Origin of the sequence: Streptomyces sp. WM6372 (assembly GCF_001279655.1) — a bacterium.
Taxonomy (GTDB): Bacteria; Actinomycetota; Actinomycetes; order Streptomycetales; family Streptomycetaceae; genus Streptomyces.
Genome location: NZ_LGDB01000001.1, coordinates 152,517 through 165,443, shown reverse-complemented (window position 1 = coordinate 165,443; position 12,927 = coordinate 152,517). Strand labels below are relative to the sequence as shown.

At 68.6% G+C, this 12,927-nt stretch carries 12 protein-coding genes; 6 read left to right on the top strand and 6 right to left on the bottom strand.

The window, feature by feature from the left end:
- Positions 1–175: 175 nt before the first annotated feature.
- From rsmG to rpmH, 6 genes are all read right to left on the bottom strand, one after another.
- Positions 176–916 carry a 16S rRNA (guanine(527)-N(7))-methyltransferase RsmG gene (gene rsmG / locus ADK52_RS00790; protein WP_037835282.1) on the bottom strand — a complete coding sequence of 247 codons (741 nt, stop codon included), beginning with the start codon at positions 914–916 and terminating at the stop codon, positions 176–178.
- 113 nt (positions 917–1,029) lie between these two features.
- Positions 1,030–1,542 (bottom strand): protein jag, encoded by a 513-nt coding sequence (locus ADK52_RS00785; RefSeq protein WP_030153171.1) that lies wholly within the window; start codon positions 1,540–1,542, stop codon positions 1,030–1,032.
- A gap of 15 nt (positions 1,543–1,557) precedes the next feature.
- A complete protein-coding gene (gene yidC, locus ADK52_RS00780; protein ID WP_053687844.1) occupies positions 1,558–2,661 on the bottom strand; it encodes a membrane protein insertase YidC in 1,104 nt (367 codons plus the stop codon).
- A gap of 3 nt (positions 2,662–2,664) precedes the next feature.
- Positions 2,665–2,946 carry a membrane protein insertion efficiency factor YidD gene (yidD, locus tag ADK52_RS39440; RefSeq protein ID WP_078613072.1) on the bottom strand — a complete coding sequence of 94 codons (282 nt, stop codon included), beginning with the start codon at positions 2,944–2,946 and terminating at the stop codon, positions 2,665–2,667.
- On the bottom strand, positions 2,943–3,317 hold the full coding sequence (rnpA, locus tag ADK52_RS39435) for a ribonuclease P protein component (RefSeq protein WP_078621799.1): 375 nt from the start codon (positions 3,315–3,317) through the stop codon (positions 2,943–2,945). The genes yidD and rnpA overlap by 4 nt, the downstream gene beginning before the upstream one ends.
- 21 nt (positions 3,318–3,338) lie before the next feature.
- Complete coding sequence (gene rpmH, locus ADK52_RS00770) at positions 3,339–3,476, bottom strand: 50S ribosomal protein L34 (protein ID WP_018547628.1); 138 nt, start codon at positions 3,474–3,476, stop codon at positions 3,339–3,341.
- Positions 3,477–3,687: 211 nt separating this feature from the next.
- On the opposite strand from rpmH, the gene dnaA reads away from it, so the two are divergent.
- The 6 genes from dnaA to gyrB all read left to right on the top strand — a co-directional run bounded on the left by dnaA (position 3,688) and on the right by gyrB (position 12,917).
- Positions 3,688–5,616: a chromosomal replication initiator protein DnaA gene (gene dnaA / locus ADK52_RS00765; protein ID WP_420714764.1), complete on the top strand. Its 1,929-nt coding sequence runs from the start codon at positions 3,688–3,690 to the stop codon at positions 5,614–5,616.
- A gap of 962 nt (positions 5,617–6,578) precedes the next feature.
- Positions 6,579–7,709 (top strand): DNA polymerase III subunit beta, encoded by a 1,131-nt coding sequence (dnaN, locus tag ADK52_RS00760; protein ID WP_030153167.1) that lies wholly within the window; start codon positions 6,579–6,581, stop codon positions 7,707–7,709.
- A 204-nt stretch (positions 7,710–7,913) separates the two neighbouring features.
- Positions 7,914–8,789, top strand: a complete 876-nt coding sequence (gene gnd / locus ADK52_RS00755) for a phosphogluconate dehydrogenase (NAD(+)-dependent, decarboxylating) (protein WP_053687841.1) — start codon at positions 7,914–7,916, stop codon at positions 8,787–8,789.
- 100 nt (positions 8,790–8,889) lie between these two features.
- Positions 8,890–10,038, top strand: a complete 1,149-nt coding sequence (gene recF / locus ADK52_RS00750; protein WP_053687840.1) for a DNA replication/repair protein RecF — start codon at positions 8,890–8,892, stop codon at positions 10,036–10,038.
- Positions 10,035–10,574, top strand: a complete 540-nt coding sequence (locus tag ADK52_RS00745; RefSeq protein WP_053687839.1) for a DUF721 domain-containing protein — start codon at positions 10,035–10,037, stop codon at positions 10,572–10,574. Before recF ends, ADK52_RS00745 begins: the two co-directional genes overlap by 4 nt.
- Before the next feature lie 285 nt (positions 10,575–10,859).
- Complete coding sequence (gene gyrB / locus ADK52_RS00740) at positions 10,860–12,917, top strand: DNA topoisomerase (ATP-hydrolyzing) subunit B (protein ID WP_053687838.1); 2,058 nt, start codon at positions 10,860–10,862, stop codon at positions 12,915–12,917.
- Positions 12,918–12,927 lie beyond the last annotated feature (10 nt).

Below are 12,927 nucleotides of genomic sequence, written 5' to 3'. Positions count from 1 at the left end.
CCCCTTCGCCCTTACGGTGACGAGGGGACGCAGCCGCACGGCCGCGGCTGATGATTCCGTGCAGCAGAGAGCGACGTTTCACGTGAAACACGATGCCCGGACAGTGCCCAGACTGGGTCTTCGCGCCGCTACGACACTCCGAAATCCATACCTATAGGGCTCAATGCCCCGGAAATCAGCGGCGCCGACGGGTCCGGCTGGTACGAGCCGCCTTAGCCCGCTTGGCCGCAAACCTCACCCCGCCGGGGCTTTCTCCGACCTCGACCCGGACGACGGTGGACAGGGGATCCACCACACCCTCGCCCACCTGCAGCACCGAGGTCTTCACCACACCCAGCTTCGCCAGTGCGGTCTTCGCCGCCACCAGCTCCTCCTCGGCGGTGTCGCCCTTGAGCGCCAGCATCTCTCCGTACGGGCGCAGCAGGGGCACGCCCCAGCCCGCCAGCCGGTCCAGCGGAGCCACGGCCCGCGCCGTCACCACGTGCACCGGCTGCACCTTGCCGAGCATCTCCTCGGCCCGGCCGCGCACCACCGTGACGTGGTCCAGGCCCAGCAGCTCCACGGCCTCCTGCAAGAAGGTCGTCCGCCGCAGCAGCGGCTCCAGCAGCGTGATCTTCAGATCGCGCCGCACCAGAGCCAGCGGGATGCCGGGCAGGCCGGCACCGGAACCGACATCGCAGACGGTGACGCCCTCGGGCACCACCTCCGAGAGCACCGCACAGTTCAGCAGGTGCCGCTCCCACAGGCGCGGTACCTCACGCGGGCCGATCAGCCCGCGCTTGACCCCCGCGTCCGCCAGCAGCTCCGCATACCGCACAGCTTCCGGGAAAAACTCGCCGAACACCGCGCGCGCCTCTTCAGGCGCCGGGGGAAGCTCCGCTGCCTCCGTCACGGGGACCGTCCTTCCGTACCGCATGGATCGTTGAAAAACGCACTGCTCGAACTGGCACCGCCGAGACCGGCACTGCCAGGCTGACAAACTTCGGCCCCGTCTGCGACACAGACGGGGCCGAACACTCAGGCTTGCTTTCAGGCCGGGAGCACGACGACGAAGCGCTGCGGCTCCTCGCCCTCCGACTCGCTCTTCAGACCGGCAGCCGCCACGGCGTCGTGGACGACCTTGCGCTCGAAGGGCGTCATCGGAGCCAGCTTCAGCGGCTCACCGGACGCCTTCACGTCCGCCGCCGCCTGGGCACCGAGCGCCGCCAGCTCCTCGCGCTTCTTCGCACGGAAGCCCGCGATGTCCAGCATCAGCCGGCTGCGGTCCCCGGTCTCGCGGTGCACGGCGAGGCGGGTCAGCTCCTGCAGAGCCTCCAGGACCTCACCGTCGCGGCCCACGAGCTTCTGGAGATCACGGCTGGCCGAGTCGCTGACGATCGACACCGCGGCCCGGTCGGCCTCGACGTCCATGTCGATGTCCCCGTCCAGGTCGGCGATGTCCAGCAGACCCTCGAGGTAGTCGGCCGCGATCTCACCCTCCTGCTCAAGGCGGGTCAGGGTGTCGCCACTCTCAGCGGCGGCGGTGGTGGTGCCTTCCGTCACGGGAGGGACTCCTTCTTACTTCTTGGAAGAGGGCTTGGGGGGCGTCTGGCGCTGCGATTTCGTCTGCCGCTTGGGCTGCTGCCGCTTGGCGGCACCACCGCTCGCCGCGTCCGCGTCGGCCGTGGCCTCGACACTCTTCATCACGGTCCCGTCCGCCTGAGCAGCCAGACCCTGCTTCGAGAGAGCCGTGATGAACTTGCGCTCGTTGTCGTTGCGGTCCGGGCCCTTGGCCACGATCGCCGCGACGATCTTCTTCTTGCCCCGGCCCTTGACCTCGCCGTGCGTGGTGACGTACTTCAGCAGACGGGTCAGGTACTGGTCCTGCGCCTTGCTTCCGGGCGTCGGGTTCTGGTTGATCACGTACATCTGCTGGCCCATGGTCCACACGTTCGTGGTCAGCCAGTAGACGAGAACACCCACGGGGAAGTTGATGCCCATGACCGCGAAGATCACCGGGAAGATGTACATCAGCATCTTCTGCTGCTGCATGAACGGCGTCTTGACCGAGAGGTCGACGTTCTTCTGCATCAGCTGACGCTGGGTGTAGAACTGCGACAGCGACATCATGACGATCATGACCGCGGTCACGATGCGGACGTCCGTGATCGAGGCGCCCAGGGAGGCGGCCTTCTCGGCGCTGTCCGTGAACTTCGCCGCCAGCGGGGCACCGAAGATGTGCGCCTGACGCGCGCTCTCCAGCAGCGACTGGTTGATGACGCCGATGGTCTGGCCGTTGGCGATGGCCGAGAGCACGTGGTACAGCGCGAAGAAGAACGGGGACTGCGCCAGGATGGGAAGGCACGAGGAGAGAGGGTTGGTACCCGTCTCCTTGTACAGCTTCATCATCTCTTCGGACTGACGCTGCTTGTCGTTCTTGTAGCGCTCCTGGATCGCCTTCATCTTCGGCTGGAGCGCCTGCATGCCACGCGTCGCCTTGATCTGCTTCACGAAGAGCGGGATCAGGCAGATGCGGATCAATACCACCAGGGACACGATGGACAGGCCCCAGGCCCAGCCGCTGTCCGGGCCGAAGATCGCGCCGTACAGGCTGTGGAACTGGACGATGACCCACGACACGGGCGTGGTGATAAAGCTGAACAGACTGGCAATCGTGTCCACTAATCAGGCTCCTTGAGCATTGCGAGATCTACGCAACGCACTGCGCAGCTGCTCGTGCCAACGCGGGCGTTTACGGGGTGGGACATGATCGACACCACCGGCGGACCACGGGTTGCACCGCAGGATCCGCCAGCCGGTCAGAACCGTCCCCTTCACCGCACCATGCCGGTCGATGGCCGTGAACCCGTAGTGCGAGCACGAGGGGTAATAACGGCACACCGGCCCGAGCAGCGGACTGATCGTCCACTGGTACAGCTTGATCAATGCGAGCAGCGGGTACTTCATCGAGCCACGCCTCCCAGGAGCCGCGTCAGAGCGGCATCCAGGTCCCGGGCCAGTTCGTCGGCACCGGCGTCACCCGCTCCGGGCAGCGCCCGCACCACCACCAGGCTACCGGCGGGCAGCTGGGAGAGCCGCTCGCGGACAAGATGGCGCAAACGGCGCTTCACCCGGTTACGGACGACGGCACCACCCACGGCCTTGCTGACGACGAAACCCGCACGCGTCGAGGGATCGATCTCCCCCGGCTCGTGCGGGTCCGTTGCACCGCTTGTACGTAGGTGGACGACGAGGAGCGGGCGACCTGCCCGCCTGCCTCGGCGTACCGCGCTCGCGAAGTCCTCACGCCGCCTCAGCCGATTTTCGGGAGACAGCACGACGTCACGACCTGCGCGTTGTTACGCGGAGAGGGCGGCGCGGCCCTTGCTGCGGCGGTTCGCCAGGATCGCGCGACCGGCACGGGTACGCATCCGGAGACGGAAGCCGTGGGTCTTGGCACGACGGCGGTTGTTCGGCTGGAAGGTGCGCTTGCTCACTCGGGGGCTCCAGAGAATGAATCGTTGTGGCGGGACATCGCCTGGCTGTCACCGTGCGCCCACGAGGAAACTCGCGTGTTCGCCCGAGTGGCACCGCTAAACGATCACAAAAGGTGATCTTCGCCCATCGGTAGGCAGGCGGCAGCAGCCATCGACAACTCGACCTCGTTACGGTACGCGCGGCTACGCCATCCGGTCAAACCGAGGCGACGTGCCCCCACACTGTGCACAGGCTGTGGACAACGACTTGAACCGTACCCGTCGGCCTGACTACCGTTGTCTGATCCCGGATTTTTTGTCCCGACCGTCCCAAAGAACCACACATTCGTGGGACCCCTGTGAGAGAGCGTGCTCTGTGGCTGACGTACCTGCCGATCTTGCCGCAGTGTGGCCAAGGGTGCTCGAAAAGCTCCTCGGGGAGGGACAGCAGGCGATCGAGCCCAAGGACAAGCAGTGGGTCGAGCGCTGCCAGCCCCTGGCCCTCGTCGCCGACACCGCGCTGCTCGCCGTCCCCAACGAATACGGCAAGCGCGTCCTGGAGGGCCGGCTCGCCCCGCTGATCAGCGATGCGCTCAGCCGTGAATGCGGCCGCCCCATCCGCATCGCGATCACCGTGGACGACTCCGCCGGCGAGCCCGCGCCCCTGCCCGCATCCACCCAGCAGCCCTCCGAGTCGTACGAGCCGTACGGCGGCCAGCGCGGCGGAGGCCACAACGGCGCCGGCGGGTCCTCCGACGACCAGCTCCCGAGCGCCCGCCCCGCCTACCCCGACTACCAGCAGTCGCGCCCAGAGCCCGGCTCCTGGCCCCGCGGCGGCCAGCAGGACGACTACGGCTGGCAGCAGCCGCGCCTCGGCGGCTTCCCCGAGCGCGATCCGTACGCCTCCCCGCAGCCGGGCTACCTCCAGCAGTCCGACCCCGGCGGGTACGAGCAGGGCTCCTTCGACCAGCAGCAGTACGAGCAGCAGCAGTACAAGCCCCGCCAGCCCCAGCAGTCCCATCAGTACGAGCAGCAGCAGTACGAGCAGCCGGCCCCGCGCCCGGCGCCCGGCCGGCCCGCGCCGCCCCCGTCTCCGTCGGGCGGCTCTACCTCGGGCCCGCTGGAGCCGACCGCCCGGCTCAACCCCAAGTACCTGTTCGACACGTTCGTCATCGGCGCGTCCAACCGCTTCGCGCACGCCGCCGCGGTGGCCGTCGCCGAGGCGCCCGCCAAGGCGTACAACCCCCTCTTCATCTACGGGGAATCGGGCCTGGGCAAAACGCATCTCCTCCACGCCATCGGGCACTACGCGCGGAGCCTGTACCCCGGCACCCGCGTGCGGTACGTGAGCTCCGAGGAGTTCACCAACGAGTTCATCAACTCGATCCGCGACGGCAAGGGCGACGCGTTCCGCAAGCGCTACCGCGAGATGGACATCCTGCTCGTCGACGACATCCAGTTCCTCGCGAGCAAGGAGTCGACGCAGGAGGAGTTCTTCCACACCTTCAACACGCTCCACAACGCCAACAAGCAGATCGTGCTCTCCTCCGACCGGCCGCCCAAGCAGCTCGTCACCCTTGAGGACCGGCTCCGCAACCGCTTCGAGTGGGGCCTGATCACCGACGTCCAGCCGCCCGAGCTGGAGACCCGTATCGCGATCCTGCGCAAGAAGGCCGTACAGGAGCAGCTCAACGCCCCGCCGGAGGTACTGGAGTTCATCGCCTCCCGCATCTCGCGCAACATCCGCGAGCTGGAGGGGGCGCTGATCCGGGTCACGGCCTTCGCGAGCCTGAACCGGCAGCCGGTCGACCTGGGCCTGACGGAGGACGTCCTCAAGAACCTGATCCCCGGTGGCGAGGACTCCGCACCGGAGATCACGGCCACGGACATCATGGCGGCCACCGCGGACTACTTCGGCCTCACCGTGGACGACCTGTGCGGCTCCTCGCGCAGCCGTGTCCTGGTCACCGCCCGGCAGATCGCCATGTACCTGTGCCGGGAGCTCACGGACCTGTCCCTGCCCAAGATCGGGGCGCAGTTCGGCGGCCGCGACCACACCACGGTCATGCACGCGGACCGCAAGATCCGGGCCCTGATGGCGGAGCGGCGGTCCATCTACAACCAGGTCACCGAGCTCACCAACCGCATCAAGAACGGCTGAGCCGGGGGCCTCTTCAGCTCAGCCAGGGGGCCTCTTCAAGCTCAGCCAGGCGTCTCTTCAGCTCAGCCAGGGGGCCTCTTCAGCCGAGCCGGCGGGCCCGGCTGAGCCCTTCCAAACGCTTCCAGAGGGCGCTCCCGGGGTACTTCGGGGGCGCCCTCTTTCGTCCGTGCGCCCCTGGTCTGTTCGAATACGCCCCCTGTGGAGCAACTCATCCACAGATTCCCCGACTTTCTTCCGTCCACAGGCTGGGGACCACTTCCGTCGCCCACAATCTGTCCACAGGGCTGCGGGATGAGGCACCATCAGCACTGGTCAGGACCCTGTGGATTTGTGCGCAAGCGTCATCCACAGGCTGTGGACAGAATCTTCGTCCACAGGGTCATCCACTCCTCTGTCCACCGGCGACCCACAGGTTCCCGCACTCTGTGCACAGGATCCGACGAGTTACCCACACCGCTGTCCACTGTTCGGCAACATTCCACCTCCCGTCACCACCCGGAGTGAAAGCCGTCACACGGAAGTCGACGTTTGGGCTGTGGAGTACTGGGGGAAACCTGGGGACACACCTGTGGAGTAGTCGGGGCCACCTGGGGACGGCCTGTGCAGAAGTTTTCGTTCTCCACAGACACACGGTGTTGTCCACCGGTGTCACCCACAGGGCCGGTGGATAAAAAACGCGGGTTGACCTGCGACAACGGGCTTATCCACCGTTTCCACAGGCCCTACTACTACCCCCATAGAGAGTTAGCCCGGTTTCGGTTTTCAAGCGGGTCCTGTGCACAACTCGGTGGGGACGCCTCCCCGACACCTCGCTCCCGACTTGACCTCCGGCAGCACCGACTGTCGGCGCCGTACGTCAGACTGGTGCCCGGCACCGAGGCTCCGAGCCATCGAGGGCATCGAGGCATCGGGCCGAGAACGAAGGCCGGCAGACGAGCGAGCAACAGCAGGAGGCGGTTCCGGTGAAGATCCGGGTGGAGCGCGACGTACTCGCGGAGGCGGTGGCCTGGGCTGCCCGTAGCCTCCCGGCCCGGCCGCCGGTGCCCGTTCTCGCGGGCCTGCTGCTGAAGGCCGAGGAGGGCACGCTGTCCCTCTCCGGCTTCGACTACGAGGTATCGGCCCGCGTCTCCGTCGAGGCGGACGTCGAGGAGGACGGCACCGTCCTCGTCTCCGGCCGGCTGCTCGCCGACATCTGCCGCGCCCTCCCCAACCGCCCGGTGGAGATTTCCACAGACGGTGTACGGGCGACCGTGGTCTGCGGCTCCTCGCGATTCACACTCCACACCCTGCCTGTGGAGGAATACCCGGCGCTGCCGCAGATGCCGACCGCGACCGGCACCGTGCCCGGTGAGGTCTTCGCCTCCGCCGCCGCCCAGGTCGCCATCGCCGCCGGCCGCGACGACACGCTGCCCGTGCTGACCGGTGTCCGCATCGAGATCGAGGGCGACCGCGTCACCCTGGCCTCCACCGACCGCTACCGCTTCGCGGTCCGCGAGTTCCTGTGGAAGCCGGAGAACCCGGACGCCTCCGCCGTGGCCCTGGTGCCCGCCAAGACGCTCCTGGACACCGCCAAGTCCCTGACCAGCGGTGACACGGTCACCCTGGCGCTGTCCGGCTCCGGCGCGGGCGAGGGCCTCATCGGCTTCGAGGGCGCCGGCCGCCGCACCACCACCCGCCTGCTCGAAGGCGACCTGCCGAAGTACCGCACGCTGTTCCCGACGGAGTTCAACTCCATCGCCGTCATCGAGACCGCCCCGTTCGTCGAGGCCGTCAAGCGCGTGGCCCTGGTCGCCGAGCGCAACACCCCGGTCCGCCTCAGCTTCGAGCAGGGCGTGCTGATCCTGGAGGCCGGCTCCTCCGACGATGCACAGGCTGTGGAACGTGTGGACGCCAAGCTCGAGGGCGACGACATCTCCATCGCCTTCAACCCGACCTTCCTGCTGGACGGCCTGAGCGCGATCGACTCGCCGGCCGCGCAGCTCAGCTTCACCACGTCCACCAAGCCGGCGCTGCTGAGCGGCCGTCCGGCGGTCGACGCCGAGGCGGACGAGGCGTACAAGTACCTGATCATGCCGGTGCGCCTGTCCGGCTGACGCGCGCGTACGTCGGGCCCGGTCTCGCTGGCGCGGGGCCGGGCCCGACGGCGTTCGCCCCCGAACGCGGCGGAGCCCGTACGGCCCTCCCTGGAGCGCCCGTGGCGCCCCGCGGCAGCGCCCGGCGTAGGCTCGGAGCCTGGGCGCCCCCGGTGATTGCGGGGAACCCGGCACAGACGGCCACAACGCTTAAGGAACCACCTGATGGAGCTTGGTCTCGTCGGTCTCGGCAAGATGGGCGGCAACATGCGCGAGCGCATCCGCCGCGCAGGCCACACCGTCATCGGATACGACCGCAACCCGGACCTTGCCGATGTCCACAGCCTGCGGGAACTTGTGGACAGCCTGCAGGCCCCCCGCGTCGTGTGGGTGATGGTCCCGGCAGGTGCGGCGACGCAGTCCACCGTCGACGAGCTCGCCGAGCTGCTCTCGATCGGCGACGTCGTCGTCGACGGCGGCAACTCGCGCTGGACCGACGACGAGAAGCACGCCGCCGAGCTGGCCGCCAAGGGCATCGGCTTCGTCGACTGCGGTGTCTCCGGCGGCGTGTGGGGCCTGGAGAACGGCTACGCGCTCATGTACGGCGGCGAGAAGGACCACGTCGCACGCGTCAAGCCGATCTTCGACGCCCTCAAGCCCGAGGGCGAGTTCGGCGCCGTGCACGCCGGCAAGGTCGGCGCCGGCCACTTCGCGAAGATGGTCCACAACGGCATCGAGTACGCCATGATGCAGGCCTATGCCGAGGGCTGGGAGCTCCTGGAGAAGGTGGACTCGGTCACCGACGTCCGCGAGGTCTTCCGCTCCTGGCAGGAGGGCACCGTCATCCGCTCCTGGCTGCTGGACCTGGCCGTGAACGCCCTCGACCAGGACGAGCACCTGGAGCAGCTGCGCGGCTTCGCGCAGGACTCGGGCGAGGGCCGGTGGACGGTGGAGGCGGCGATCGACAACGCCGTGCCGCTGCCCGCGATCACCGCCTCGCTCTTCGCGCGGTTCGCGTCCCGCCAGGACGACTCGCCGCAGATGAAGATGATCGCCGCGCTGCGCAACCAGTTCGGCGGCCACGCGGTCGAGAAGGCCTAGTCCACGACCGCTCCACCACCGCTCCACAGGAGCGCACCGCAGCACCGCAGCACCGCATCACAGAGCAGAGCAGCAGGAAGCCGGGGGAGGTCGGCGCCGTATGCATGTTTCGCATCTCTCACTGGCCGACTTCCGCTCGTACGCCCGGGCCGAGGTTCCCCTCGACCCGGGCGTCACGGCTTTCGTGGGCCCCAACGGCCAGGGCAAGACGAACCTGGTCGAGGCCATCGGCTACCTGGCCACGCTCGGCAGCCACCGCGTCTCCTCGGACGCCCCGCTGGTCCGGATGGGCGCGGACCGCGCCGTCATCCGCGCGGCCGTCACCCACGGCGCGCGCCAGCAGCTGGTCGAGCTGGAGCTGAACCCGGGGCGCGCCAACCGCGCCCGCATCAACCGGTCCTCGCAGGTCAGGCCCCGGGACGTACTGGGGATCGTACGGACGGTGCTGTTCGCGCCGGAGGACCTGGCGCTGGTGAAGGGGGACCCCGGGGAGCGCCGGCGGTTCCTCGACGAGCTCGTCACGGCCCGCTCGCCGCGGATGGCGGGGGTCCGGTCGGACTACGAGCGGGTGCTCAAGCAGCGCAACACCCTGCTGAAGTCGGCGGCGATGGCCCGCCGGCACGGCGGCCGCTCCATGGACCTCTCCACCCTCGACGTCTGGGACCAGCACCTCGCGCGCGCGGGCGCGGAGCTGCTGGCGCAGCGCCTCGACCTGATCGCGACGCTGCTGCCGCTCGCGGACAAGGCGTACGAGCAGCTCGCGCCCGGCGGCGGCCCGCTGGGGCTCGCGTACAAGTCCTCGGCCGCCAGCGAGCCCGGGGACGCCGTGGACGGCGGCGCGGCCCGCACCCGCGAAGCCCTGTACGAGGTGCTGCTGGCGGCCCTGGCCGAGGTGCGCAAGCAGGAGATCGAGCGCGGCGTGACCCTGGTGGGCCCGCACCGGGACGAGGTGCTGCTGCGCCTGGGCGACCTCCCGGCGAAGGGGTACGCGAGCCACGGCGAGTCCTGGTCGTACGCGCTGGCGCTGCGGCTGGCCTCGTACGAGCTGCTGCGCTCGGAGGGCGCGGAGCCGGTGCTGATCCTGGACGACGTGTTCGCCGAGCTGGACGCGCGGCGCCGTGAGCGGCTCGCGGAGCTGGTGGCCCCGGGCGAGCAGGTGCTGGTGACGGCGGCGGTGGACGACGACGTTCCGGGGGTGCTGGCGGGGACCCGGTTCGGGGTGTCCGGCGGTGAGGTGACCCGGCTGTGAGCGGCGACGAGAAGGAACCCCGTACGACGGAACCCCGCAAGGTCCCCGAGCCCTCGGGCGTGGACCTCGCCCGGCAGGCGCTGGCGGCTGCCCGCGAGCAGGCGCGGGCCCGGGGCAACGCGGCCGGCGGGAAGAACAAGCACCGCCCCGGCCTGCGCTCGGGCGCCCGCGCGGACGGCCGCGACCCGATGCCGCTGATGGCGGCGCTGGACCGGCTGCGCACCGAGCGCGGCTGGGAGATGCCGATGGCGGTCGCGGGCGTGATGGAGCGCTGGCCGGAGATCGTCGGGCCGGAGATCGCGGCGCACTGTGAACCGGACCGGTACGAGGACCGTGAACTGGTCGTGCGTTGTGATTCCTCGGCCTGGGCCGCGCAGCTGAAGCTGCTGGCCCCTCAGCTGGTGGCCCGGCTCAACGCGGACCTGGGCCAGGGCACCGTCCGGATGATCAAGGTCCAGGGCCCGGGCGGGCGCCCGAAGCGGTACGGGCCGCTGCGCGCGCCGGGCAGTACGGGCCCGGGGGACACGTACGGATAGTCCCGGATCACGTGGCGTCCCTCACGGTAGCGGGAGGTTGACAGGCCGAAGCGCTGGACGCCCGCGTGAGCCTCTTTGAGCCCCTTCCCGGATATGGGGAGTCGGAGAGAGGAGGTTCAGGGCGGCACATGCGGACTCAGGTACCGGCAAACCCCCATTCATGTCCGTGGTACCGGTAGACTGAAGCCAATCCCGCCTTCGGGCGGGATCTCGCTGACAAACGCTGACAACGCAGATCGACGCAGCCGCTCCTGCTTGCATGCCTGCTGGCCCGGAGTACGGCCTGTGCTGTGCCAGAAAGGGCGCTTCGTGGCCGATTCGGGCAACCCCAACGAGAAGAACGAGTCCACAGCCGGTGAAGCCGGTGAGTCTTCGTACACCGGCAGCAACATCCAGGTCCTGGAGGGTCTGGACGCGGTCCGCAAGCGGCCGGGCATGTACATCGGCTCGACCGGTGAGCGCGGTCTCCACCACCTCGTGTACGAGGTGGTGGACAACTCGGTCGACGAGGCCCTGGCCGGGCACGCGGACACCATCGACGTGACGATCCTCGCCGACGGCGGTGTCCGGGTCATCGACAACGGCCGTGGCATCCCGGTCGACATCGTGCCGTCGGAGGGGAAGCCGGCCGTCGAGGTCGTCCTGACCGTCCTGCACGCGGGTGGCAAGTTCGGCGGCGGCGGCTACGCCGTCTCCGGCGGTCTGCACGGTGTGGGCGTGTCCGTCGTGAACGCCCTGTCGACGAAGGTCGCGGTCGAGGTCAAGCGCGACGGCTACCGCTGGACGCAGGACTACAAGCTCGGTGCTCCGACGGCGGCCCTCGCCAAGAACGAGGAGACCGACGAGCACGGCACGTCCGTGACGTTCTGGGCCGACGGCGACATCTTCGAGACGACCGAGTACTCCTTCGAGACGCTGTCGCGGCGCTTCCAGGAGATGGCCTTCCTCAACAAGGGCCTGACCCTGAAGCTGACCGACGAGCGCGAGTCGGCCAAGGCGACCGTCGGTGCGGACGACCCCGAGGCGGACACGGCGGCGCCCACCGCGCGCACCGTCACGTACTACTACGAGGGCGGCATCGTCGACTTCGTGAAGTACCTGAACTCGCGCAAGGGCGAGCTCATCCACCCGACCGTCATCGACGTCGAGGCCGAGGACAAGGAGCGCATGCTCTCGGTCGAGATCGCGATGCAGTGGAACTCGCAGTACACGGAGGGCGTGTACTCCTTCGCGAACACGATCCACACGCACGAGGGCGGTACGCACGAGGAGGGCTTCCGGGCCGCGCTGACGGGTCTGGTGAACCGTTACGCGCGTGACAAGAAGCTGCTGCGCGAGAAGGACGACAACCTCGCCGGCGAGGACATCCGCGAGGGTCTGACGGCGATCATCTCGGTGAAGCTGGGCGAGCCGCAGTTCGAGGGCCAGACGAAGACCAAGCTGGGCAACACGGAGGCCAAGACCTTCGTGCAGAAGGTCGTCCACGAGCACCTCAACGACTGGTTCGACCGCAACCCGGTCGAGGCCGCGGACATCATCCGCAAGTCGATCCAGGCGGCCACGGCCCGCGTCGCGGCCCGCAAGGCCCGTGACCTGACCCGCCGCAAGGGCCTGCTGGAGAGCGCCTCGCTGCCGGGCAAGCTGTCCGACTGCCAGTCGAACGACCCGACCAAGTGCGAGATCTTCATCGTCGAGGGCGACTCCGCCGGCGGCTCCGCGAAGTCCGGCCGCAACCCGATGTACCAGGCCATCCTGCCGATCCGCGGCAAGATCCTGAACGTCGAGAAGGCCCGTATCGACAAGATCCTCCAGAACACCGAGGTCCAGGCGCTGATCAGCGCGTTCGGTACCGGTGTGCACGAGGACTTCGACATCGAGAAGCTCCGCTATCACAAGATCATCCTGATGGCGGACGCCGACGTCGACGGCCAGCACATCAACACCCTGCTGCTGACCTTCCTGTTCCGCTTCATGCGGCCGCTGGTCGAAGCCGGTCACGTCTACCTGTCGCGCCCGCCGCTCTACAAGATCAAGTGGGGCCGGGACGACTTCGAGTACGCGTACTCGGACCGCGAGCGCGACGCCCTGGTCGAGCTCGGCAAGCAGAACGGCAAGCGGATCAAGGAAGACTCGATCCAGCGCTTCAAGGGTCTGGGCGAGATGAACGCCGAGGAACTGCGCGTCACCACCATGGACGTGGACCACCGCGTGCTCGGCCAGGTCACCCTGGACGACGCGGCCCAGGCCGACGACCTGTTCTCCGTGCTCATGGGCGAGGACGTCGAAGCGCGACGCTCCTTCATCCAGCGCAACGCCAAGGACGTTCGGTTCCTCGACATCTGAGTCGGCCTCC